The sequence below is a fragment of the Allobosea minatitlanensis genome (genome assembly GCF_964020775.1).
In genome coordinates this window covers 498,452-522,181 of the sequence record NZ_OZ224509.1, presented here as the reverse complement: position 1 = coordinate 522,181, position 23,730 = coordinate 498,452, and the positions used below count along the sequence as shown (strand labels likewise).

The window sequence follows — 23,730 nt, the reverse complement described above, 5'->3', positions numbered from 1 at the left end:
CTCAGCTCCGCGCCGCCGCCAGGAACTCCGCCACGGCGACGGAGCAGCCCTTCGAGGCCTCGCCGTCGACGCGGCCGAGCAGCAGGAAGCCGCCGGGCACGATCTCGCCGGCATCCTCGGTCAGGATCGCCGAGACGCAGTTGAAATGGGCGAGATCGTGATGGACGAGCACGCCGCGCTCGCCGTCGCGCAGATCGGCGCCGGTCAGCGGATCGACGACACGGCTGCGCACCCAGTGCGGGCCGGACTTGACCGAGGGGCAGACGGCGTTGCCGTCGTCGTAGAACTGGCTGCTCAGCTCGGTCATGCCGTACATGTTGATGCAGGAGGCGCGCGGCACGCCGAAGGCTGCCGAGAGGGCGTCGTAGAAGGCGTCCGGCGCCAGCTCGCGCGACTGGCCCTTGAAGCCGCCGGTGTCGAGGATCAGGCTGCCCTCGGGCAGGGCGAAGCGGCGGCCCTGCGCCGCCAGCGCGTCGAGCACCGGCACAAAGGAGTAGCTGGCGCCGAGCAGGGCATAGGGCTCGCCACCGGCCTCGGCCTGAGCGAGCGCCGCCAGCAGGCCGTCGAGATCGAGGCCGTCCGCGCCGATGAAGCCCTGCGAATCCGGCGTGCCGCATGCGCGCCGGGCGAGCGACAGGTAATGCGCGAGCGAAGAATTGGGCAGCTCCCTGTCGTCGGGGAAGAGGATGCCCATGCGGATGCGCGCGCGGCCGCGCATGAAGCGCGCCCGGAAATTGTCGAGCATCGAGCGCTGCCAGACGGCGAGCGTCGGGTGGTAGCTGCGGCCGCGCACGCCCTGGGTGGTGCCGCTCGTCATGAAGACGTGGCTCGCCGCCTCCGGCGGGCAGCAGCTCAGCGTCAGGCCCTTGAAGGCGGTGATCGGCACGGCCGGAATGTCGCGCCAGCGCCTCACCGCGAGCGGGGTGCGGCCGCGCTGCAGGGCGAAGCGCCTGTAGGGCTCGTTGTTGCGGAACTGATAGGCGAAGACCTGGAGCGCCATCGCCTCGAACTCGGCTTCCGACGCGTCGGGACGTGCGATGAACGCCAGCAGCGCCTCGATGATCTCGGCTTGCGTCACTGTGGCCCACTCCGTTCGGACGCTCCCTCGGCCTGCCGAAGGGCGTCGGTCGCGACTGGACCATATGCGCAGATGGAATCGGGGCTTGAGCGCCGCCTGTCCCGCATCCCTACGCCGGTATGATCCGGATCAGGTTCGGAGGGTCACCGCGTTGCCGGAAAAAGCCCGGCCGGCGGAATCTCAGCCTCCTAGCGAGGCCCCCCTGGGAACGCGGCTAGATGACGAGCGGCAGGGTGGGCTGTCAAGCGGCAAGCCGGCGAAGGCGGGCCCGCGGCTGCGCCTGCGGCGAAGGGCCGCCGCGCCCGCCGCGGGCATGCAGACGCGCGAGGCGGCGACGAAAGGCGCATCCCGCCTCGCTTGACCCCTGTCGAAGCCCCGTGCCATCCGGGCCGGACAGCTTTCCGAAAGGCGGACCGAGATGAGCGAAAGCGTAGTGAGCGAGACCGTCGCCGCGGGCGTCGTCCAGATCACCATGAACCGGCCGGACCGGAGGAACGCGCTCGACCGCGCGAGCTATGCCGGGCTGATCCAGGCCATCGCCGCGGCGGAAGCGGACGATGCCGCCCGCGCCGTCCTGCTGACCGGCGCCGGCGGCTGCTTCACCAGCGGCAACGACATCAAGGACTTCGCCGCGGCCGCCGCCGCGGGCGAAGGGCCGCGCGCCGCGATCGACTTCCTCGGCGCGATCTCGACCGCGAAGAAACCCATCGTCGCCGCCGTCGAGGGCTTCGCCGTCGGCATCGGCACGACGATGCTACTGCATTGCGACCTCGCCTTCGCGGGCGCCACGGCGAGCTTCCGCCTGCCCTTCGTCACGCTCGGCCTCTCGCCCGAGGGCGGCTCCAGCTATCTGCTGCCCCTCGTCGCCGGCAGCAAGAAGGCGGCCGAGCTGCTGATGCTGGGCGAGGTCTTCGACGCCGCGACGGCGGCGGAAGCCGGGCTGGTCAACGCCGTGGTGCCGGAAGGCACGGCGCTGGAGCACGGGCTCGCCAGGGCGAAGGCGCTGGCGGCCCTGCCGTCGCAATCCGTCGCCCTGACCAAGATGCTGCTGAAGCGCGGTAGCGCCGCGGCGGTGGCCGAGACCATCGCCGTGGAGGCCGACCATTTCGGCCGCCGCCTGCGCTCGCCCGAGGCCATGGCCGCCTTTGCGGCCTTCCTCAGGAAATAGGCTGCCGCGCCGCCTCAGGGCGGCGCGGTTTCTCCTGCCGGAACCGGCTGGCCGTGCCGGCCGAAGGGCAGCATGCGCCACAGCATCAGGCCCCAGACGATCAGCGTGCAGACCCCGAGCACCCCCGCGATCGGCCGCTCGAAGAAGAACAGGAAAGAGCCGTCCGACTTGATCATCGAGGTCATGAAGTTCTGCTCCAGCATCTCGCCGAGGACGAGGCCGAGGATCAGCGGCGCGATCGGGATGCCATGCTCCTCGAGCACCCAGCCGAACACGCCCATCACCACCATCAGCACGACGCCGTAGATCGAGTTGGTCATGGCGAAGGAGCCGACCATGCAGAAGATCAGGATGACCGGCAGCAGGATGTTGCGCGGCACCCGCAGGATCTGCTTGGCGGATTTGATCGCCGCCCAGCCGAGCGGGAACATCACGATATTGGCGAGGATGAAGATGATGAAGACGGCGTAGATCAGCTCCGGCGTCTGCAGGAACACGCTCGGCCCCGGATTCATGCCCTTCATGTAGAGCACGCCGATGACGATCGCCGTGATCGAATCGCCGGGGATGCCAAAGACCAGCGCCGGAATCCAGGCGCCGCCGAGCGCCGAATTATTGGCCGATGTCGAGTCGACGATGCCTTCGAGATGGCCGGTCCCGAACTTCTCCGGCTCCTTGGAGAGCTTCTTCGAGACGGCATAGGAAACCCAGGCCGCGATATCGGCGCCGGCTCCGGGCAGAGCCCCGATGACCGTGCCGAGGATCGAGCCGCGGAAGAAGTTCTTCCAGTACTTCCGCCAGACCGCGCCGATGCCGGTCATCAGCTTGCCGACCTGCTGCTGCACCATGGTCGAGCCCTGGTCGAGCGAGACCGAGCCGCGCAGCAGTTCGGAGACCGCGAACATGCCGATCAGCGTCGGGATGAAGTTGATCCCCGAGAGCAGGTCGACATTGCCGAAGGTGAAGCGCGGCTGCCCCGCCGCCGGGTCGATGCCGACGCAGCCGATGGCGAGGCCGATGAACAGCGAGAGCAACCCCTTGACCGGATCGCCCGTGCCGATGAACACGGCGCAGGTCAGGCCGAGGCAGGCGAGCCAGAAATACTCGAAGGACGAGAAGTTGATCGCCACCTCGGCCAGCATCGGCGCGGCCAGGATGAGGACGGCGACGCCGAAGATGCCGCCCAGAACCGAGAAGACCAGGTTGACGCCCATGCACAGGTCGAGCTGGCCCTTCTTGGTCATCTCGTAGCTCTCGTCGGCATAGGCCGCCGAGGCGGGCGTTCCGGGCATGCGCAGCATCGCCGCCGGAATGTCGCCGGCGAAGATCGCCATGGCCGTGGCGGTGACGATGGCGCCGAGCGCCGGCACGGGCGGCATGAAGAAGGTGACGGGCACCAGCAGCGCCGTCGCCATGGTCGCGGTCAGCCCGGGCATCGCGCCGACGAACATGCCGAACACGGCGGAAGCCAGGATCACCCCGATGACCTGGAGGTCGAAGACGAGCCCGAAGGCGGTTGCGATGGCTTGCATGGCCGCCTCCTCAGAGCACGCTGTCGAGAATGCCGCGCGGCAGGGGCACGAGCATCATGCTGCCGAAGAACCAGTGGACGAGCAGCGTCATGCCCACCGCGACGACGAGGGCCGTCAGCGGTCTCACCCCGAACCAGAGCAGCAGCACGATCTGGACCAGGAAGGCGCTGGGGATGAAGCCGAGCCGGTCGGAAGCCAGCACGTAGAACAGCATCGCCGCGAGGGTCAGGACGAAGGACAGGACCTTGCGCGGCTCGCGCGCCCAGTCCGCCAGCACGAGCCAGGGCGCCGCGACGGCGGCCCGCCGCTCGCGCAGGATCAGCACCAGCGCGCAGAAGATTATCCCGCCGCCCAGGATGCGGGGAAACAGGCTCGGCCCATAGGCCTGTCCCGGGAACGACGGAAAGGAGAATGTCATGGCGATCATGGTCGCGGCCAGCGCAATGAACGCGAGCCCGACGACGGTATCGTTGAAACGCATCGATTCGACCTTGTCAGGAGTGACGGGCCCCGCCATCGCGCGGCCCTCGCCGAAAGGCGGCGCGCCCTGCCCGGAGCCGGCGCGCGCCGCCGTCCCTGTCGCGTCAGCTCGCCTTCTTGGCGAGCCCCGCCGCCGTCATCGCCGTCCCCATGGCCTTGTCGCCATCGGCCATGAAGGCCGCGTAGCCAGCCTGATCGGCGAAGGTCATGCCGAAGCCGCGGGCGTTCATGAAGTCCTTGTACTCCTGCGAGTCGTAGGCCTTCTTCAGTTCGGCCGCGAGAATCTTCTGGACGTTCTCGGGCAAGCCCTTCGGGCCGCCGATGCCGCGCCACGCCCCGACCGAGTAGTTGATGCCGAGCGTCTCGTTGAGGGTCGGCACATCCTTGAACTGCGGGTTGCGCCCCTTGGCCATGATCGCCAGCGAGCGCGCCTTGCCGGCGTCGAGCATGGCGCGGGCCTCGGGGACCGAGCAGGTGACGATGTCGATGCCGCCGGCGGCGAGGTCCTGCATCGCCGGCGCGGCACCGTTCGAGGGCGCCCAGGCGACGTGGTCGGGCTTCAGGCCCATCGCCAGCAGCCAGCCGACCAGGGCGAGGTGCCAGATGCCGCCCTGCCCGGTGCCGGACGCCTTGAGCTTGCCGTGCGGCGCGGCCTTGATCGCCTCCGCCAGCGCCTTGATGTCCTTGTAGGGGCTCGAGGCGCTGACCTGCACGCCCGGCGGGTCCTCGTTCATCAGGGCGAGCGCGGTATAGTCGGACGGGGTGAGCTGGGTGAGGCCCATATGGTGCATCATGCTGATCTCGACCGTCAGCATGCCGATCGTGTAGCCGTCCGGCGCGGCCGTCGCGATGGCAGAATGGCCGACGACCCCGGAACCGCCGGTGCGGTTCACCACATTGACCGGCTGCCCGAGGCTCTTCTCCAGCAGCGCGGCGACGATGCGCGCGGTGGCGTCCGTGCCGCCGCCGGCCCCCCAGGGGCAGATCATGGTGATCGGGCGGGCCGGCCATTTCGGCTGGGCGATCGCCGGCGCGGCGATGATCCCGGCAGCCCCCGCCGCGACCGCGCCCTTGAGGACGCCACGCCTGTCAATCGTCTTGCTCATTTTCTCGCTTCCTCCGCTAAATCGTTTTAGTCAACGAGCGCTCCTCACCGGCGGCGGGGCGCTCTTCGGTAACCCGGTCATCACAACCGATCGCGCGAGCCGTGACAACCGCTGATTTCGACGGGCCCTACATTCCACAAAAGAGCGGCTGCACCGCGCCCGAGACCGCCTCGACCACCGCGCCCGTGCTCAGCGCCGCGCCGGCCGCGGCGCCCGCCGGCAGCGACAGCCCGGCCTGGCCGAGAGCCGCCTGGATCGCCGCCCCGTCCGCCAAAGCATAGGCGCGCTGCGGCGCGATGCCGGCGACGAGCTGCCTGTCGGAGGGGTTGGCGGTGACGATGCCGACGAGCCGGCCCTGCCGGTCGAAAGCCGGGCTGCCCGCCTGCCCCGGCTGCAGCGGCGCCATCACCGTGGCGCCGGAAGCGGTACGTGCGAGCTGCCCCGGCAGGGCGACGGCGGCGCGCTTGCCGGCCTCGTCGCCGAAGGCGACCAGCACCAGCCCCTCCCCCGCCTCCGGCGCTTGTCCCGCCAGCGCGGGAGGCTTGGCCGCGCCGGTTCCGTCGAGATCGAGCAGCACGAGCCCGCTGGCATCCTTCGCCCGCGGCCTGGCGGCGCGGTTGCCGACGCGCAGGCTGCGGCAGCCCTCGGCCGCGGCGGCCGCGCCGAGCGCGACCTTGTCCGAGAGCAGCACCGCGACGCCGTAGCGCTCGTTGCCGCGTGCCGCCGGCTGCGTCAGCGCCGGGGCGGAAACCGCCCCGGCAGCGCCCGCCACGGGCGTTCCGGCCGCCGGGGTCGGCCCTGTCGGGAAGGGCTCGAAGCTGGCCGCGATGGCGATGACCAGCTTGTCGACCGTCGCGGCCAGCGCCTTGTCGTAGCCGATCGAGAAGCCGCGCAGGCCCTCCGGCCCGGCCGACAGGCGGCGGTAGAAGCGGCCGCCCGGCGTCTCGCCGGTGACGACGAAGAAGTCCGGGCGGAGCAGCTTGTAGGTGATCTTGCGCGGGCTGTTCGGGCTGACGGCGATCGCCTTCTCGAACAGCGCCGCGAGGTCGTCGCCCGGCGGCGAGGCGGAGGTGTCGAGCGTGATCTTCTCGTCGGCGCTCTGCCAGCGGCTGCCGCCGGAGGGCGTCGCGGCGCGCTTCGGCAGCAGCTTCGCCGGAATGCCGATGCGCACCCCGGTCCTGTCGTCATCGAGCAGCCTGAAGCCGGCCGCGTCGCGCGCCGCCTGCGCCGCCTTGGCGAGCGCGGCGCGGTCGGCCGGTGTCAGGATGCCGTCCGCCGGCCCGCGCCCGCCCTTCAGCGCGTTGATCGCCCGGAAGGTCAGCGGGCCGAAGGAGCCGCTGACCGCGCCGTTGAACTGCCCCGCCCAGATCAGGTCGGTCTGGATCGCCTTGCGCTCGGCCTCGGGCAGCGCCTCGAACCGCGCCTGCGCCGCCGCCATCTGCGGATGGGGAGCCTGCGCTCGCGCGCCGGAGAGCGACGCCGCCAGCAGCATCAGCCCGAGCGCGGCGGCGCCGGCCAGCTTGATTCGCGGTCGTCTGTCTCGGGCAGGCAGCATGATCTCGTCCTCTCAGGCAGGCGGAGCGGCTGCATTGAGCGTCAGAACGCGCGGCGCTGCAACCGTGAGACCGCCATTGAAAGCGGCCATTGAAAGCGGATCGAGATCCATAGGCCGGCCCCACGCGCCGGCGCATCCTTTACGCGCATGACTTGCACGCGATTCCCGCGGTGGTAGCCTGCGCGCCGTTCAGCACCGTCATCAGCCCGAAGCCTGCGCCGGCGATGCTGGAGCCTCCGGCCGACGAAGAGGATCGACGATGAGCCTGCTTTCCCGCCTCCTGCTCGCGCTCTGCCTGACCTTCGCGGCGGCGCCGGCCTTCGCTCAGAAGGCCTATGTCCGCAACGATCTCGCTGCCGACGGGCTGAGGCTGGAGGAGCGGCTGAAGCGCGAGGTCACGGCTGGCAACCGTTCGGTCGTCGACCTCGTCCGCGCCGGCGACATCGTGCTCGGACGCGGCGATGCCCGCGGCGCCCTGCCGCTGGCCAATGCCGCCGTCGTCGCGGATTCGAGCAATGCCGCCGCCTGGCGCCTGATGGCGCGCGCCGCCATCGGCATCGAGCCGCGCGACTATCGCGAGCGTTGGGAACTGCGCGAGCGTGCCATCACAGCCGCCTATCTCGCCTACCAGCGCGCCGCCAACCGCACGGAGGAAGCCGCCTCCCTGGGCGTGCTCGCCCAGACCTTCGAGAAATACGAGCTCTGGCGCCCTGCGCTGACGACCTATCGCCTCAGCCTCGATCTCGCCGCCAACGCCTCGCTGCAGAAAAGCTATGAGGAGCTGCGCGAGAAGCGCGGCTTCCGCCTGCTGGCGAACCAGGTCGATTCCGACGCGGCGAGCCCGCGCGCCTGCTTCGAATTCTCCGAGCCGCTCGCCCGCGGCAATCTCGATTTCGCCCCTTACGTCGCGATCTCGGGCGGGTCAGGCGATTTCGCCGTCAGCGGCGAGGAGCGCCAGATCTGCGTCGACGGCCTGCGCCATGGCGAGCGCTACGCCATCGTCATCCGCCAGGGCGTGCCCTCCGCCATCCCCGACGAGACGCTGCAGAAATCCGCCGATTACGAAATCTATGTCCGCGACCGCACGCCCTCCGTGCGCTTCACCGGCAAGAACTATGTCCTGCCGCGCACCGGCCAGCAGGGCATTCCGGTCGTCTCGGTCAACACCGGCAAGCTCGATCTCGAGGTGATGCGGATCGGCGACCGCAACCTGATCAACTCGGTCCAGTCCGAGGACTTCCTGAGCCAGCTCGGCTCCTGGTCGGCCCGGCAGATCGCCTCCGACAAGGGCCAGCGCGTCTGGACCGGAACGATGGAGGTGAAGCCCGAGCTCAACAAGGACGTCGTCACCGCCTTCCCGGTGGTCGAGGCCGTCGGTTCCCTGAAGCCCGGTGTCTATGTGATGTTCGCCAAGCCTTCGGGCGGCCCCGCCCCGGCGCCGAACGACGACGCCAGCGATTCCTATGACGACGGCACCACCCGCGCGACGCAATGGTTCGTCGTCTCCGATCTTGGCCTGACCTCCTTCTCGGGGCCGGACGGCGTGCATGTGCTCGCCCGCTCGCTCGCCGACGCCAAGCCGATCCCGAATGCCGAGCTGCGCCTGATCGCCCGCAACAACGAGGTGCTCGGCACGGCGAAGACCGACGCCAACGGCTATGCCCGCTTCGACGCCGGCCTCGCCAAGGGCGAAGGCGGCAATTCGCCGGGCCTCGTCACTGCGGCGCTGGGGGAGGATTACGGCTTCCTCGACCTGAAGCAGACGGCCTTCGACCTCTCCGACCGTGGGGTGAAGGGTCGCGTCGCCCCCGCAGGGCTCGACGCCTATCTCTACACCGAGCGCGGCGTCTACCGCTCGGGCGAGACGGTCTATCTCACGAGCCTGCTGCGCGACGCCAAGGGCGCCGCCGTCACCGGCCTCCCCCTGACCATCGTGGTCAAGCGCCCCGACGGCGTCGAATATCGCCGTCGTCAGGTCGAGGATCAGGGCGCGGGCGGGCGCGCCCATTCGATCCCGCTGATCTCCGGCGCCGCCACCGGCACCTGGCGCGTGCTCGCCTATGCCGACCCGAAGGGGCAGGCCATCGGCGAGACCTCCTTCCTTGTCGAGGACTACGTCCCCGAACGTCTCGAACTCACCCTGACGCCCAAGGCGCCGGTGCTGCAGGCCGGCGAGCCGGCCGAGCTCGACGTCAACGCCCGCTATCTCTACGGCGCGCCGGGCTCCGCCCTCGACGTCACCGGCTCGATGACGCTGCGGGCCGCGAGCGCCAGCGCCATCCCCGGCTTCAAGGATTATCAGGTCGGTCTCACCGACGAATCCTTCGATCCCGTCCAGACCGAGTTCGAGGAGAGCGCCACCACCGACGCCGCCGGCAAGGCGACGATCTCGAATCCCGTCCAGCAGGCCGAGACCAACCGGCCGCTCGAAGTCGAGATGACCGTGCGCGTCGGCGAGCCGGGCGGGCGCGCCATCGCCCGTTCCGTCACCGTGCCGATCGTGCCCAAGGGCGCCGCCATCGGCGTGAAACAGACCTTCAAGGACGGCGAGCTCGGCAACAACCAGACCGCGACCTTCGACGTCATCATGGCGACCGGCGACGGCAAGCGCATCGCGCGGCCGCACGTCAAATGGGTGCTGTCGAAGGTGCGGCGCAACTATCAGTGGTTCTTCAAGGACGGCCGCTGGAACTATGAGGGTGTCACCACCACGCGGCGCGTCTCGGACGGAGAGGTCGCGGTCTCCGCGACCGAGCCGGCGAAGATCGCCGCCCCCGTCGACTGGGGCAATTACCGCCTCGACGTGACCTCCGACGGCGCCGAGGAAGCCGCTACCGCCGTCTCCTTCAGCGTCGGCTACGAGAGCGACAAGACGGCGGATACGCCCAATGTGCTCGACGTCGCGCTCGACAAGGCCTCCTACGCCAATGGCGAGACCATGCAGGTCCGCCTGTCGCCGCGCTTCTCCGGCAAGGCGACGCTCGCGGTGATCAGCGACAAGCTCGCCGATATCCGCACGATCGACATCGCCGAGGGCGGCACCACCGCCTCGATTCCGGTGAAGTCGGAATGGGGCGCGAGCGCCTATCTCGTCGTGCTCGCGCACCGGCCGATGGACACCGCCGCCAAGCGCCTGCCCGGCCGCGCGATCGGTCTGGCATGGTTCCAGATCGGTAAGGACGAGCGCACGCTCACCGTCGATCTCGGCGCGCCAAAACTGGTGCGGCCGCAATCGACGCTGTCGCTGCCGGTGAAGCTCAGCGGTCTCAAGGCCGGGGAGGACGCCTTCGTCACGGTCGCCGCCGTCGATGTCGGCATCCTCAACCTCACCCGCTACGAAAGCCCGGACCCGAGCCAGTTCTTCTTCGGCCAGCGCCAGCTCGGCCACGACCTGCGCGACCTTTACGGCTACCTGATCGATGGCATGCAGGGCACCCGCGGCACCATCCGCACCGGCGGCGACGCCGCGCCCCAGCTCGATGGCGAAAAGCCGACGCAGGAGCCGCTCGCCCGCTATTCCGGCGTGGTCAAGGTCGGGCCGGACGGCACGGCGAAGATCGATTTCGACCTGCCCGCCTTCAATGGCACGGTGCGCGTCATGGGCGTCGCCTGGTCGGCCGGGCGCACCGGCCAGGCCAGCGCCGACGTGATCGTGCGCGACCAGATCGTGGCGCAGGCGACGCTGCCGCGCTTCCTCGCCATCGGCGACCAGTCGCGCTTCCATCTCCAGGTCGACAATGTCGAGGGGCCGGCCGGCGCCTATACCGTCGATCTCGACGTGAAGGGCCCGGTGCTGGTCGCCGCCGATGCGACGCATCGCACCGTGCAGCTCGCGGCGGGCGCCAAGACGCAGATGACGATCCCCGTCACCGCCGCCGGCCTCGGCCGCGCCGAGTTCGACGTGCGCGTCTCCGGGCCGAACGGCATCGGCACGGTGCAGAACCTCGCGGTCAAGGTGCAGCCCTCGGCCGCGACGCTGGCCCGCCGCATCGTCCGGGCGATCCCCGGCAATGGCGGCGCGATCACCGTCTCCTCCGACCTCATGGCCGATCTCGTGCCGGGCTCGGGGCAGGTCTCGGTGTCGGTCTCGCCCTTCGGCTCGCTCGACGTGCCGGCCCTGCTCAAGGCGCTCGACCGCTACCCCTATGGCTGCACCGAGCAGACCGTCTCGCGCGCCCTGCCGCTGCTGGCGGTCAACCAGCTCGCCTCGATGGAGAACCTCGCGCTCGACGACAATGCCGACGAGCGCGTGCAGAAGGCGATCGAGCGCGTGCTCGCCCGCCAGGGCGGCAACGGCTCCTTCGGCCTGTGGAGCGTCGGCGGCGACGACCTCTGGCTCGATGCCTTCGTCGCAGACTTCCTGACGCGGGCCCGCGAGCGCCAGTTCGACGTGCCGCAGACCGCCTTCAACATGGCGCTGGACCGGCTGCGCAACCAGGTCGTCAACACCGGCGACATCAACAGGGAGGAGGCCGCCGGCATCGCCTATGCGCTCTATGTGCTGGCCCGCAACGGCCGGCCGGTGATGGGCGATCTGCGCTATCTCGCCGACAACAAGCTCGGCGATTTCGGCACCCCGCTCGCCCGCGCCCAGATCGGCGCCGCGCTCTCGGCACTGGGCGACAGGGCGCGGGGCCGCGCCGCCTTCGGCAGCGCGCTCGGCCTGTTGCAGCAGGCGAGCGATGACGGGCTCTCGCGCCCCGATTACGGCTCGCGCCTGCGCGACGGTGCCGGCGTGCTCGCCCTGATCGCGGAATCGAACGGCGAGCGCGCCGATATCGGCCGCGCCGTCTCGATCCTCGACGCCACCCGCAACAGCGCCCGCTACAGCTACACCTCGACGCAGGAGCAGATGTGGATGGTGCTGGCGGCGCAGGCCATGTCCAAGGAGGCCGAGGGCATGTCGCTGACGGTCGACGGCACGGCCCGCAAGGGCGCCTTCTACCGCACGGTCACGGCCGAGGCGCTGGAGGGCAAGCCGCTGACCATCGCCAATCCCGGCGCGGCCAATGCGCAGGCGGTGATCACCGTCGCCGGCATCCCGACCACGCCGGAGCCGGCGCTGAACCAGGGTTTTGGCCTGGAGCGCGTCATCTACACGATGAAGGGCGAGCGGGCCGACCCTGCCCGCCTGCGCCAGAACGAGCGCTATGTCGTAACCCTCACCGTGACGGAGGGCGCGCCGCGCTTCGGCCGGCTGCTGCTGGTCGATCCGGTGCCGGCGGGGCTGGAGATCGAGAACGCCAACCTGACCGAGGGCGCCTCGACCGCCGGCCTCGACTGGCTGAAGCAGGAGGTCTCGCCGGTCCATACCGAGGCGCGCGACGATCGCTTCGTCGCGGCTTTCGAGCGCGCGGGCTCGCGCAACGACAAGCTCTCCTACACCGTCGCCTATATCGCCCGGGCCGTCTCGCCCGGCCGCTATGTCGCGCCGGCCGCCGTGATCGAGGACATGTATCGGCCGGATCGCTTCGGCAGGACGGGCTTCGGCGCGGTGGAGATCAGCGCGGCGCGGTGATGGGTGCGCAGTCGGAAAAGACGGGCGCGACGGAACCCCCTCTCCCACCCATCTCGGGCTCGCCCGAGATGGGCACTTCAGAGTGTCAAAGTCGGCAACAGCCGACTTTGACTGGGGAGAGGGTTGGGGTGAGGCCCGGCGCGACGTGCGTTCGTTTCTCCGCTCGCCTGACAGCCCTCATTCGTCAGCGCTTCGCGCTGCCACCTTCTCCCCCGAGGGGAGAAGGAGAGCCGCGGCCACGTTTTCGCAAGCTGAAAATCGCCAGCGGTATCTGCGCGCTCACGCTCGCCGCAGCCACCACCGCCCTCGCCCTCTACATCCACGCCCTCCCCCCGCTCGACCTTTCGGCCGCAGCCGACCGCTCGACCGTGGTGCTCGACCGCGAAGGCAGGCTGCTGCGCCCCTTCCTCACCGCCGATGGCCGCTGGAAACTTCCCGTCACCAGCGACGATGTCGACCCACGCTACCTCGCCATGCTCAAGGCCTATGAGGACAAGCGCTTCGATACGCATTCCGGCATCGACCCGCTCGGCCTGGCCCGCGCCGCCGCCCAGATGCTGCGGCATGGCCGCATCGTCTCGGGCGGCTCGACGCTGACCATGCAGGTCGCCCGCCTGCTCGAACCGCGCGACGAGCGCAACCTCGCCGCCAAGCTCCGGCAGGCCGTGCGCGCCGTCGAGCTGGAACATCGCTTCGGCAAGAAGGAGATCCTCGACCTCTATCTCAACCTCGCGCCGTTCGGCGGCAATCTCGAAGGCGTGCGCGCCGCGAGCTTCGCCTATTTCGGCAAGGAGCCGAAGCGGCTCTCCACCGCCGAGGCGGCGCTGCTCGTCGCCCTGCCGCAATCGCCCGAGACGCGCCGGCCCGACCGCTTCGCGGAAGCCGTGCGAAAAGCCCGCGCCCGCGTGCTCGCTCGCGTCGAGCGCGCCGGGATCGCCACGGCCGGCGAGGTCATGGCGGCAGGCGAGGAGGAGATTCCGACCGCGCGCCGCTCCTTCCCGAATCTCAGCCCGCATGTCGCGGAACAGATCGTGGCGGAAGCGCCGGCGCAGCGCGTCCATCGCCTCAGCCTCGATGCGCGCCTGCAAAAGAGCCTGGAGTCCCTCGCCCGCGAGCGCAGCATGGGGCTCAGCCCCCAGGTCTCCATCGCGATCCTCGCCGTCGACAACGACACCGGCGCGGTCCGCGCCTCGGTCGGCGGCGTCGACTACTTCGCCGCCGAGCGCGCCGGCTCGCTCGATCTGACGCGGGCGCTGCGCTCGCCCGGCTCGGCGCTAAAACCCTTCATCTATGCGCTCGCCTTCGACAACGGCATCGCCCATCCCGAAACGATGCTGGAGGACCGGCCGGCGCGCTACGGCGCCTATGTGCCGGAAAACTTCGACAGGGAATTCCAGGGCATGGTCAGCGCGCGCAAGGCGCTGCAGCTCTCGCTCAACGTGCCGGCGGTGGAGCTGCTGTCGGCACTCGGGCCGCAGCGCTTCCTGTCGCGGCTGCGCGATGCCGGCATCAGCATCGCCATGCCGAAGGAGGGCGGCGCGCCCGGCCTCGCCGTCGGCCTCGGCGGGCTCGGCATCACCTTGCAGGACCTGACCCGCGCCTATGTCGGCCTCGCGCGCGGCGGGCAGATGCTGCCGCTACGCTTTCGGGAGGAGCCACCGGCCGCCAACGCACCGCCGATCCGTCTCGTCGAGCCGGTCGCGGCCTGGTATGTCGCCGACACGCTGCTCGGCGCGCCGCCGCCGCTCAACGCCGTGCCGGGACGGATCGCCTACAAGACCGGCACCTCCTATGGCTATCGCGATGCCTGGGCGGTCGGCTTCGACCGCAAGCACACCATCGGCGTCTGGGTCGGCCGGGCCGATAACGGCGCCGTGCCCGGCCTCGTGGGCCGCGCAGTGGCGGCACCGATCCTGTTCGACGCCTTCGCCCGGCTCGGCATCGATCCGCACCCCTTCCCGCAGCCGCCGGACGCCATCGTCGCGAGCACGAACCACCTGCCGCCGCCATTGCGGCATCTGCGGCAGGACGTGCCCAAGACCGTGGCGGCGATCGCGACCCCCGCGCTCAAGCTCGCCTTCCCGCCCGACGGCGCCCGCATCGACCTCGCGGCCGACAGCCTCGACAGCCGGGGCCAGCTCAACCTCAAGGCCGCGGGCGGCTCGCCGCCCTTCACCTGGCTGGTCGACGGCGCCCCGGTGACCGGCCCGCTGCGCCGGCGCGAGGCCGCCTGGCAGCCGCCGGGCAAGGGCTTCATGCGGATTTCCGTGGTCGATGGGACGGGAGCGAGCGAGAGCGTTTCTGTCCGGCTGCAGTAGCAGCGCGCTCGCAGCGTCATCCCGCACGCGCTGCGGCACGCGGTGCTGCTGAGCAGATGCGGGACCGTACTCGCATAGGGCGCCCTCTCGGCACGCGGACCCGTGTCTGCGCAGCAGCGCTATGCGCCGCAGCGCGCACGGGATGACGGCGGGTATCCTACTCCGCCGGCTGCGGATGGGCGCCGTGCGCCTCCTCATGCCCGCCATGGCGCGAGGCATGGACCTTGCGCGCCAGATAGCTGTAGGCGACCGGCACCACATAGAGCGTCAGCAGCGTGCCGAAGGTCATGCCGCCGACGATGACCCAGCCGATCTGCGAGCGGCTCTCGGCGCCCGCGCCATGCGCGATGGCGAGGGGCACGGCGCCGAGCACCATGGCGCCCGTGGTCATCAGGATCGGGCGCAGGCGCAGCTCCGCGGCTTCGACCAGGGCGTCGATCGTCTCCTTGCCCTCCTCGCGGAGCTGGTTGGTGAACTCCAGGATCAGGATGCCGTGCTTGGTGATGAGGCCGACCAGCGTGATCAGGCCGATCTGGCTGTAGACGTTCATCGTGCCGCCGGAGAGGTAGAGCGCCGCCAGCGCGCCGGTCAGCGAGAGCGGCACCGAGACCATGATCACCACCGGATCGACGAAGCTCTCGAACTGCGCCGCCAGCACCAGATAGATGAAGCCGAGCGCCAGCAGGAAGACGATGAAGATACTCGCGCCCGACTGCTTGAACTCGCGGCTCTGGCCGGAATAGTCGACCTGCACCGAGGAGGGCAGCACGCGGGCCGCGCCGTCCTCCAGCACCTTGAGCGCGTCGCCGAGCGAATAGCCCGGCGCCGGGATCGCGGTGATCGTCGCCGAGCGGAGCTGGTTGAAGCGCACCAGCTCCTTCGGCGCGACATTCTCCTCGATCTTGACCAGGCTGGAGAGCTGCACCACCGTCCCGCCCCGGCCCATCAGATAGATCGACTGCAGCGCCTGCGGCGTGTTGCGCTCCGTGCCCTCGACCTGCAGCACGACGTCGTATTGCTTGCTGTTCATGTTGAAGCGCGTCACCTGCCGGCCGCCGAGCAGCGTCTCCATGGTGCGCCCGACGATGTCGACGCCGACGCCGAGATCGGCGGCGCGCTGGCGGTCGATCGAGACCTTGATCTGCGGCTTGTCGAGGATGAGGTTGGTCTCGACATTGGTCAGGGCCGGCGAGCCGGCGACCTCGGCCATCAGCCGGTCGACATAGCCCCTGATCTGCGTATAGGGCTCCGACGAGCGCAGCACGAACTCGACCGGCTTGCTGTTGGCGTTTCCCTGGCCGAGCGAGGGCGGATTGGTCGCGAACATGCGGATGCCGGGAATCTGCGACAGCCCCTTGTTGATCTCGGCGACGATGTCCTGCTGCTTGCGCTCGCGCTGCTCCCAGGGCTTGAGCCGGGCAAAGCCGATGGCCCGCGTCACGTCGGGGAAGCCGACGATGACGAGATAGGTTTCGACCTCCTGGATGTTCTTGAAGTAGTTTTCGACCTGCCGGGCGTAGTCGGCGGTGAAGGACAAGGTCGCGCCTTCCGGCGCCACGCCGACGGCGGTGATGGTGCCGCGATCCTCGACCGGCGCCAGTTCCGAGCGCAGATGCGTGAAGAAGAAATAACCGGCCCCGGCGACGCCGACCGCCAGCAGGACGACGAGCGGGCGGACGCTGAGCGCACCGCGCAGCGAGGCCTTGTAGCCGCGCGACAGCGCCTCGAAGCCGCGCTCCAGCAGGTTGAACAGCCAGCTATGCTTGTCGTGATGGCGCAGCAGCTTGGCGCACATCATCGGCGTCAGCGTCAGCGCGACGAAGCCGGAGACCAGCACCGCGCCCGCCAGCGTCAGCGCGAACTCGATGAAGAGCTTGCCGGTGCGCCCGGTCGAGAAGGCCATCGGCGCATAGACCGCCACCAGCGTCAGCGTCATCGCCACCACGGCGAAGGCGATCTCGTTGATGCCGCGGATCGCCGCGGCGGTCGGCTTCATGCCGTCCTCGATATGGCGGTGGACGTTCTCCAGCACCACGATGGCATCGTCGACGACGAGGCCGATGGCGAGCACCATCGAAAGCAGCGTCAGCGTGTTCACGGTGAAGCCGAGCGCATACATCAGCGCGAAGGAGCCGATCAGCGAGACGGGGATCGTCACCAGCGGGATCAGCGTCGCCCGGATCGAGCGCAGGAAGACGAAGATGATCAGCACCACCAGCACGATCGCCTCGAGGATCGTCTGGAAGACCGCCTTGATCGAGCGGTCGATGAAGACCGAGGTGTCGTAGGATTTGGCGATCGACATGCCCTGCGGCAGGTCGTCGATGATGCCGGGCAGCGCCTCCTCGATGCCGGCCGAGACGTCGAGCGGATTGGCCGTCGCCTGCTTGACGATGCCGATCGTCACCGAGGGCGTGCCCTTGAACCAGGCGGCGTTGCGCTCCTCGCGCGCGCCGAGCTCGACCTTGGCGATGTCCTTCAGCTTGACCGGGAAGCCGTTGGCGTCCTTGACGACGATCTCGCGGAACTCCGCCGGCGCGGTCATGCCGGTCTGCGAGAGCACGGTGAATTCGCGGTCGTTGCTTTCGATGCGGCCCGACGGGATCTCGATGTTCTGGGCCCTGACCGCGGCCTCCACATCCTGCACGCTGATGTTGTAGGCCGACATGCGGGCGCGATCGAGCCAGATCCGCATGGCGTATTGGCGCTGGCCGAGAATCCGGACCTCGGCGACGCCGGTGACGTTCTGCACGCGGTCGGAGATGAAGCGGTCGGCGAAGTCGGTGAGCTCGAGCGGCCCGTGCCGCGAACTGGTCAGCGAGAGATAGAGAATCGGCTGCGCGTCGGCCTCGACCTTGGCGATGACCGGCTCGTCGATCTCGTCGGGCATGCGGCTGCGCACGCGGCTGACGCGGTCGCGCACGTCGGAGGCCGCGACGTCGGGATCGACGTCCGGCCGGAAACGGACCTGGATGAAGCTGCGCTCCTGGCGGCTCGTCGAGGAGATGATCTCGATGCCCTCGATGCCGGCGATCGAGTTCTCCAGGATCTGCGTCACCTGCGTCTCGATGATCTCGGCCGAGGCGCCGCGATAGTCGGTCCGCACCGAGACGATCGGCTCGTCGATGTTCGGATATTCGCGGACCGTCAGGCGGCCATAGGAGACGATGCCGATCAGGATGACGAGCAGGCTCATCACCGTCGAGAGGACGGGCCTGCGGACGAAGAGCTCGAACAGGCTCATCAGAGCTGACTCGTCTGGACGACTTTGTCCTTGATCGCGATCGCACTGCCGTCACGCAGCCGCATCTGGCCGGCGGTGATGATCTGCATGTCGGGCTTCAGCCCGCTGACGATCTCGACCTTGCCCGGCAGGCGCTTGCCCAGTTCGACGCTGACGCGCCGCGCCTTGCCGTTGTCGACGACATAGACCATCTTGCCGACCGCGTCGGGCACCACCGCCATCTCCGGCACGACGATCGCGTTCGGGCGCTGGTCGACGGTGATGGCGAGGCGGGCGAAGAGGCCCGGCTTCAGCGCGAGATCGGCGTTCGGGATGTTGGCGCGCAGGCGGATGGCGCGGCCATTGACGTCGACCACCGGATCGATGGCGAAGATCTGCCCGGTGAACTTGCGGTCCGGCACGGCATCGACCCGCATCTGCACCGGCTGGCCGACCTTGAGGCGGCTCAGATAGATCTCGGGCACGCGGAAGTCGATCTTGATCGGGTCGATGCTGGTCAGCGTGATCAGTTGCTTGCCGACCGGGACATAGTCGCCGACGCCGACGGAGCGCAAACCGACCACGCCGTTGAACGGCGCCAGGATGGTCGACTGCGCCAGCTTGGCCTTGGCGAGCTGCACCCGCGCCTCGCTGGAGGCGAGCTTGGCGACGGCCTCGTCGAGCGCGACCTGCGTGCCGGAGCCGCGCTGCACCAGCGCGCGCAGCCGTTCGGCCGTGTCGCGCGCCAGGCCGAGATCGGCCTGGGCCTGCTTGAGCTCGGCGTCGAGGATGGCGGTGTCGAGCCTGACCAGCGCCTGCCCGGCCCTGACCGGCTCGCCTTCGCGGAAGCCGAGCGCGACGACGCGGCCTGCGATCTCGGGGGCGATCACCACGGATTCGTCGGCCGCCAGCGTGCCGAGCGCCTCGACCTCCTCGCTCACCGCCATGACCTCGACGGCGGCGACCTCGACCGGCACGGCCACGCGCGCGGCCGGCGCCGCGCTGGCCTGCGCCTGCTCGCCGCTGGCATGGAGATGGCGATAGCCGTAATAGCCGCCGGCGGCGAGGCCTGCGATCAGGAGAAGGAGGACTAACCGCTTCATAGGACTGGACGCTCCGATACCGCCCGACTATCTTAGACTGGACGGTCCAGTTTGATAAGAGGTCTGGTGGGCGCAGCCATGGCTGAAACCCCCACATTCCGGCACCACCCCGCAGCGCGGAACGGCTCGCCCGAACTCCAAGCAAAAGGCTTGCCGAAGCCCTCGCCGCGAAACGGAGCCGGGTCGCATCCGGCCGAACGCTCCCGCCCCGACAAGCACGACGCCATCACCCGCGCCGCCTCCGAAATGTTCCTCGCCGAAGGTTTCGAGCGGGCCAGCCTCGACCAGATCGCGCACCGGGCCGGCGTCTCCAAGCAGACGATCTACAGTCATTTTGCCGATAAGGAAGCGCTCTTCAAGGCGATTTGTACCGAATTGACCGAGAAGCTGACGATTCCGCTGCGGCAGCCATCCGCCGATATCGACCTGCGCGGCGCTTTGACCCGGCTCGGCGAGGATACGCTCGCGATGATGCTGCGCCCGGCCTCGCTCGACCTGCACCGCCTCGTGACCAGCGCCGCCCATCGCTTTCCCGAACTCGGCCGCGTCGCCTATGAGGCCGGCGGGAAGCGGATGATCGCCGACGTGGCGGCGCTGCTGCTCGCGCGTTCACGAATCGGTGATGGCCTGCCGCGTCCGCTGACCCCGCCGCAGGCCGAGACGCTCGCCGAGCAGTTCGTCGGCATGCTGCGCGGCTTCCACCAGTTGCGCGGGCTGCTGGCGGTGCGGCCGCTCCCCTCGGCCCGGCGCAAGGCCTATGTCGCCGCCTGCGTCGACCTGCTCCTGCGCGGCGCCTGAACCGGCCATCCTGGCGGCCGGGCGGCGTCACGCCCCTGTCATCTGCGGCCGATAGCGCTCTTTCTCGTGCGTGCCCCATGGCTCCGGCGGCTTCGGCCACCGGCGCCAGCTCATGCGACCCGTCATGTGCGAGAACCTTTCATGTTGCGCATCGAAGGCCTGACCAAGCGTTTCGGCGACAGGAACGCCGTCGATACCGTCTCGCTGTCGATCCCCCATGGCGAGATGGTCGGCATCATCGGCCGGTCCGGAGCCGGCAAATCGACGCTGCTGCGCATGCTCAACCGCCTGGCCGAGCCCAGCAGCGGGCGCATCCTCTGCGAGGAGCGCGACGTCACCGCGCTGAAGGGCACGGCGCTGCGGCGCTGGCGCCGCGACACGGCGATGATCTTCCAGCAGTTCAACCTCGTCGGCCGGCTCGACGTGCTCACCAACGTGCTGCTCGGCCGGCTCAACCACCGCTCGGCCGCGCTGACCCTGGTGAAGAGCTTCTCCGAGGACGACAAGATCCGCGCCATCGCGGCGCTGGAGCGGCTCGACATGGGCCATCTCCTCGCCCAGCGCACCGAGACGCTCTCGGGCGGGCAGCAGCAGCGCGTCGCCATCGCCCGCGCGCTGGTGCAGGAGCCGCGCATCATCCTCGCCGACGAGCCGATCGCCTCGCTCGACCCGCGCAACACCCAGGTCGTGATGGATGCGCTGTTCCGCATCAACCGCGAGCACGGCATCACCGTGATCTGCAACCTGCACGACCTCGATATCGCGGCGAAATACTGCGACCGGCTGATCGGCATGGCCGCCGGCAAGGTCGTCTTCGACGACACCCCGCAGGCGCTGACCCGCGAGGTCGCGGCCGATCTCTACGGCATCGAGGCCAAGGACGCCGGGGCCGAGGCCCTGGACGCGCTCGACGCCATCGCGGCCTCGGAAGCCCGGCGCGCCAAGCAGAAGATCGCCTGAGCGGCACCCCGCCGCCGGACGAGCCCGACCCTGAGACGATCCACAGAAGGAGCAACCCGAATGCTGACCCGTCGTCATACCCTGAAGCTGGCGGCCGCCGGCCTCGCCGCCGCCGCTGCCCCGGCCTTCGCGCAGGACTGGAAGGCGAAGTATCCCGAGCTGGTCTTCGCCATCATCCCGGCCGAGAACGCCTCGGGCGTCGTCGAGCGCTACACCCCCTTCGTGCAGTATCTGCAGAAGGAGCTCGGCACCAAGGTCACGCTGCGCGTCGCCAACGACTACGCCGCGATCATCGAGGGCCAGCGCGCTGGCAACATCCACATCGCCTCGTACGGCCCGGCCTCCTTCGCCCGCGCCCGCATGACCGGCGTCAAGACCGACGCCTTCGCGATCGAGACCAATCTCGACGGCACCAAGGGCTATTATTCCGTCTTCTACGTGAAGAAGGATTCGCCCTACCAGAAGATCGAGGATCTGAAGGGCAAGAATCTCGGCCTCGTCGACCCCAACTCGACCTCGGGCAACAACGTGCCGCGCTTCGCGCTGAACGGCATGAAGATCGACCCCGAGAGCTTCTTCTCCAAGGTCGTCTACACCGGCAGCCACGAGAACGCGATCATCGCCCTGCAGCAGGGCACGGTCGACATCGCCGCCAACTGGTGGAACGACGAGCAGGAATCCAACCTGCAGCGCATGGCCCGCAAGAACATGGTCAAGGCCGACGACTTCCGCATCATCTACAAGTCGGCCCAGATCGTGAACTCGCCGCTGGCCTATCTCACCGACCTGCCGGAGGATCTGAAGGCCAAGGTCCGCGACGCGGTGCTCAACCTCGCCACCAAGGACAAGGCCGCCTTCGACAAGATCTACGAAGGCAAGGCCGGCCCGCTCGTCGCCGTCGACAACGCCGCCTACGACCCGATCATCGACCTGAACAAGTTCGTCGACGACCTGCGCAAGAAGAAGTCGTCGTAAGCCAGCACGCCGTCATGCCCGGGCCTGCCCCGGGCATCTCCAGCCGGAGATTCCCGGGCCTGCGCTTCGCCTCGCCCGGGAACGGCGTCCTTGTCCGGAGCCGGCATCGGCCGGTCCCGCGACCTCCCGGAAGCGCGTCTCCATGACCCTCGCGATCGACCGCAACGACCCGGCCATCCGCGCCTATGCCGAAAGCTACCGGCAGGCCGCGGCGGGCAAGCGCCGGCAGACGCTGATCGGCATCGCCGTCTTCGCCGCCTGCATCTGGCTTTCCGCCCTCGGCGCCGAGGTCGATCTCGGCAGGTTGTTCGAGAATATCGGCCGCTTCCCCAACTATCTCTGGCAGACCCTGCCGACCTTGCGCCTTTCCAGCCTCGGCGCCGACTTCGCCGAATGGTACTGGGGCCTGTTCCGCTGGCTGAGGCTGCTCTGGCAGACCGTGCTGATCGCCTATGTCGGCACCATTCTCGGAGCGACCGGCGCCTTCCTGCTCTGCTTCGCCGCCGCCGCCAATCTCGGCCGCGCCCCCTGGCTGCGCTTCGCCGTGCGCCGCTTCCTCGAATTCTGCCGCACCGTCCCCGAGATCGTCTTCGCGCTGATCTTCGTCATCGCCTTCGGGCTGGGCCCGCTGCCCGGCGTCCTCGCCATCGCGATCCACACCATGGGCGCGCTCGGCAAGCTCTTCTCCGAAGTGGTCGAGAACATCGACCTCAAGCCGGTCGACGGCGTCACCGCCACCGGCGGCAATTGGTGGCAGGTGGTGCGCTTCGCCGTCGTGCCGCAGGTGCTCTCCAATTTCGCCAGCTACGCGCTGCTGCGCTTCGAGATCAATGTGCGCGGCGCCTCGATCATGGGCTTCGTCGGCGCCGGCGGCATCGGCCAGGACCTGATCGAGGCGATCCGCAAATTCTACTACACCGACGTCAGCGCCATCATGCTCCTCGTGATCCTGGCCGTGATGCTGATCGATCTCGGCACGGAGCGGCTGCGCCACGCCCTCCTCAGCCTGGAGAGCCGTTCGTGAGCTTCGCCATTCCCGCCGCCGAGCGCGACGATATCCTGCAGCGCCACGCCGCCGCCATCCGCGGCTCGCTCGGGACCAGGCTCGCGACGATCGGCGCCGTCGCCGCCGTCCTCGGCCTGCTCGTCTACGGGCTGACCACGCTGGAGACGACGCTGTGGCGCGTGCTCGCCGGGCTCGGCAATCTCGGCAGCTTCGTCGTGCTGATGCTGCCGCCCGATCCGGGCTCCTGGGCCCGCGCCGGCATCTTCGTCCATGCGCTGTTCGAGACGATCGCCATCGCCTTCCTCGGCACCGTGCTGGCGGCCTTCCTCGCCCTGCCCTTCGGCTTCCTGGCCGCGCGCAACGTCGTCGCCAACCGCATCGTCCATTTCCTCGCGCGCCGCTCGCTCGACACGGTGCGCGGCGTCGATGCGCTGATCTGGGCGCTGATCTGGATCAACGTCGTGGGGCTCGGCCCCTTCGCCGGCATGCTCGCCATCATGACCAGCGATTTCGGCGCCTTCGGCAAGCTCTATTCCGAGGCGATCGAGGCCGCCGACCGCAAGGCGGTCGAGGGCGTCGCCTCGGTCGGCGGCAGCAAGGCCCATCAGATCCGCTTCGGCCTGCTGCCGCAGGTGCTGCCGGTGATCGCCAGCCAGGTGCTCTACTTCATCGAATCCAACACCCGCTCCTCAACGATCATCGGCATCGTCGGCGCCGGTGGCATCGGCCTCTACCTCGCCGAGACGATCCGAACGCTGGAATGGCAGCAGACCTCCTTCCTGATCCTGCTGATCCTCGTCGCGGTCTCCGCCATCGACTTCCTGTCGGGGAAACTGCGCTTCGCGATCATCGGCAGGCGCGCGGTCTGAGGACGGGGCCGCATCGTCATTCCGGCTCGCCCCGCGCGCGC

15 protein-coding genes and 1 riboswitch are annotated in these 23,730 nt (G+C 69.3%); of the genes, 8 read left to right on the top strand and 7 right to left on the bottom strand.

Translation table 11 applies throughout. The features are described 5' to 3' along the window. Position 1: 1 nt before the first annotated feature. The gene (locus ACWH43_RS02425) at positions 2–1,078 is read right to left on the bottom strand and encodes a LuxE/PaaK family acyltransferase (RefSeq protein WP_158443846.1); all 1,077 of its coding nucleotides are present in this window, start codon (positions 1,076–1,078) and stop codon (positions 2–4) included. 86 nt (positions 1,079–1,164) lie between these two features. Then, a riboswitch (TPP riboswitch) is annotated at positions 1,165–1,292 on the bottom strand. Positions 1,293–1,496: 204 nt separating this feature from the next. Here ACWH43_RS02425 and ACWH43_RS02420 point away from each other — a divergent pair. After that, positions 1,497–2,246 carry an enoyl-CoA hydratase-related protein gene (locus ACWH43_RS02420; protein ID WP_158443845.1) on the top strand — a complete coding sequence of 250 codons (750 nt, stop codon included), beginning with the start codon at positions 1,497–1,499 and terminating at the stop codon, positions 2,244–2,246. Between the two features lie 14 nt (positions 2,247–2,260). Here the strand turns inward: ACWH43_RS02420 and ACWH43_RS02415 are convergent, their stop codons facing one another. The 4 genes from ACWH43_RS02415 to ACWH43_RS02400 form a co-directional block, all read right to left on the bottom strand. Continuing rightward, complete coding sequence (locus ACWH43_RS02415; RefSeq protein WP_158443844.1) at positions 2,261–3,778, bottom strand: tripartite tricarboxylate transporter permease; 1,518 nt, start codon at positions 3,776–3,778, stop codon at positions 2,261–2,263. Positions 3,779–3,788: 10 nt separating this feature from the next. Next, complete coding sequence (locus ACWH43_RS02410) at positions 3,789–4,259, bottom strand: tripartite tricarboxylate transporter TctB family protein (RefSeq protein WP_260349371.1); 471 nt, start codon at positions 4,257–4,259, stop codon at positions 3,789–3,791. Positions 4,260–4,362: 103 nt separating this feature from the next. Then, positions 4,363–5,364, bottom strand: a complete 1,002-nt coding sequence (locus ACWH43_RS02405) for a tripartite tricarboxylate transporter substrate binding protein (protein WP_260349372.1) — start codon at positions 5,362–5,364, stop codon at positions 4,363–4,365. Positions 5,365–5,491: 127 nt separating this feature from the next. Continuing rightward, on the bottom strand, positions 5,492–6,919 hold the full coding sequence (locus ACWH43_RS02400) for a serine protease (protein ID WP_260349373.1): 1,428 nt from the start codon (positions 6,917–6,919) through the stop codon (positions 5,492–5,494). 259 nt (positions 6,920–7,178) lie between these two features. Between ACWH43_RS02400 and ACWH43_RS02395 the strand changes: the two genes are divergently transcribed. Together ACWH43_RS02395 and pbpC are read left to right on the top strand one after the other, a co-directional pair. Continuing rightward, positions 7,179–12,437 carry an alpha-2-macroglobulin family protein gene (locus ACWH43_RS02395; protein WP_448153397.1) on the top strand — a complete coding sequence of 1,753 codons (5,259 nt, stop codon included), beginning with the start codon at positions 7,179–7,181 and terminating at the stop codon, positions 12,435–12,437. 197 nt (positions 12,438–12,634) lie between these two features. After that, positions 12,635–14,755 carry a penicillin-binding protein 1C gene (pbpC, locus tag ACWH43_RS02390; RefSeq protein ID WP_417281632.1) on the top strand — a complete coding sequence of 707 codons (2,121 nt, stop codon included), beginning with the start codon at positions 12,635–12,637 and terminating at the stop codon, positions 14,753–14,755. Positions 14,756–14,912: 157 nt separating this feature from the next. Here pbpC and ACWH43_RS02385 read toward each other — a convergent pair whose 3' ends face one another. Next, positions 14,913–17,999, bottom strand: coding sequence for an efflux RND transporter permease subunit (locus tag ACWH43_RS02385; RefSeq protein ID WP_158445910.1), 3,087 nt, complete (start codon positions 17,997–17,999; stop codon positions 14,913–14,915). Further along, entirely contained in the window at positions 17,999–19,081 is a 1,083-nt protein-coding gene (locus ACWH43_RS02380) for an efflux RND transporter periplasmic adaptor subunit (RefSeq protein ID WP_158448294.1), read from the bottom strand. Before ACWH43_RS02380 ends, ACWH43_RS02385 begins: the two co-directional genes overlap by 1 nt. A gap of 150 nt (positions 19,082–19,231) precedes the next feature. Between ACWH43_RS02380 and ACWH43_RS02375 the strand changes: the two genes are divergently transcribed. The 5 genes from ACWH43_RS02375 (at position 19,232) to phnE (ACWH43_RS02355) (ending at position 23,689) form a co-directional block, all read left to right on the top strand. Then, entirely contained in the window at positions 19,232–19,879 is a 648-nt protein-coding gene (locus ACWH43_RS02375) for a TetR/AcrR family transcriptional regulator (RefSeq protein WP_260349374.1), read from the top strand. A gap of 141 nt (positions 19,880–20,020) precedes the next feature. Next, positions 20,021–20,839, top strand: coding sequence for a phosphonate ABC transporter ATP-binding protein (gene phnC, locus ACWH43_RS02370; protein ID WP_158445973.1), 819 nt, complete (start codon positions 20,021–20,023; stop codon positions 20,837–20,839). A gap of 60 nt (positions 20,840–20,899) precedes the next feature. Beyond that, entirely contained in the window at positions 20,900–21,814 is a 915-nt protein-coding gene (phnD, locus tag ACWH43_RS02365) for a phosphonate ABC transporter substrate-binding protein (protein WP_158445974.1), read from the top strand. Positions 21,815–21,956: 142 nt separating this feature from the next. Beyond that, a complete protein-coding gene (gene phnE, locus ACWH43_RS02360) occupies positions 21,957–22,838 on the top strand; it encodes a phosphonate ABC transporter, permease protein PhnE (RefSeq protein WP_158445975.1) in 882 nt (293 codons plus the stop codon). Continuing rightward, entirely contained in the window at positions 22,835–23,689 is an 855-nt protein-coding gene (phnE, locus tag ACWH43_RS02355) for a phosphonate ABC transporter, permease protein PhnE (protein WP_375797030.1), read from the top strand. Before phnE (ACWH43_RS02360) ends, phnE (ACWH43_RS02355) begins: the two co-directional genes overlap by 4 nt. Positions 23,690–23,730: the final 41 nt, after the last annotated feature.

Bases quoted from the DNA above. Each gene is read 5' to 3' on its own strand.
- ACWH43_RS02420 (WP_158443845.1), top strand. From the start codon at position 1,497: ATGAGCGAAAGCGTAGTGAGCGAGACCGTCGCCGCGGGCGTCGTCCAG.
- phnC (WP_158445973.1), top strand. From the start codon at position 20,021: ATGTTGCGCATCGAAGGCCTGACCAAGCGTTTCGGCGACAGGAACGCC.
- phnE (WP_158445975.1), top strand. From the start codon at position 21,957: ATGACCCTCGCGATCGACCGCAACGACCCGGCCATCCGCGCCTATGCC.
- ACWH43_RS02385 (WP_158445910.1), bottom strand. From the start codon at position 17,999: ATGAGCCTGTTCGAGCTCTTCGTCCGCAGGCCCGTCCTCTCGACGGTG.
- ACWH43_RS02410 (WP_260349371.1), bottom strand. From the start codon at position 4,259: ATGCGTTTCAACGATACCGTCGTCGGGCTCGCGTTCATTGCGCTGGCC.
- phnD (WP_158445974.1), top strand. From the start codon at position 20,900: ATGCTGACCCGTCGTCATACCCTGAAGCTGGCGGCCGCCGGCCTCGCC.
- ACWH43_RS02395 (WP_448153397.1), top strand. From the start codon at position 7,179: ATGAGCCTGCTTTCCCGCCTCCTGCTCGCGCTCTGCCTGACCTTCGCG.
- ACWH43_RS02400 (WP_260349373.1), bottom strand. From the start codon at position 6,919: ATGCTGCCTGCCCGAGACAGACGACCGCGAATCAAGCTGGCCGGCGCC.
- ACWH43_RS02415 (WP_158443844.1), bottom strand. From the start codon at position 3,778: ATGCAAGCCATCGCAACCGCCTTCGGGCTCGTCTTCGACCTCCAGGTC.
- ACWH43_RS02405 (WP_260349372.1), bottom strand. From the start codon at position 5,364: ATGAGCAAGACGATTGACAGGCGTGGCGTCCTCAAGGGCGCGGTCGCG.
- ACWH43_RS02380 (WP_158448294.1), bottom strand. From the start codon at position 19,081: ATGAAGCGGTTAGTCCTCCTTCTCCTGATCGCAGGCCTCGCCGCCGGC.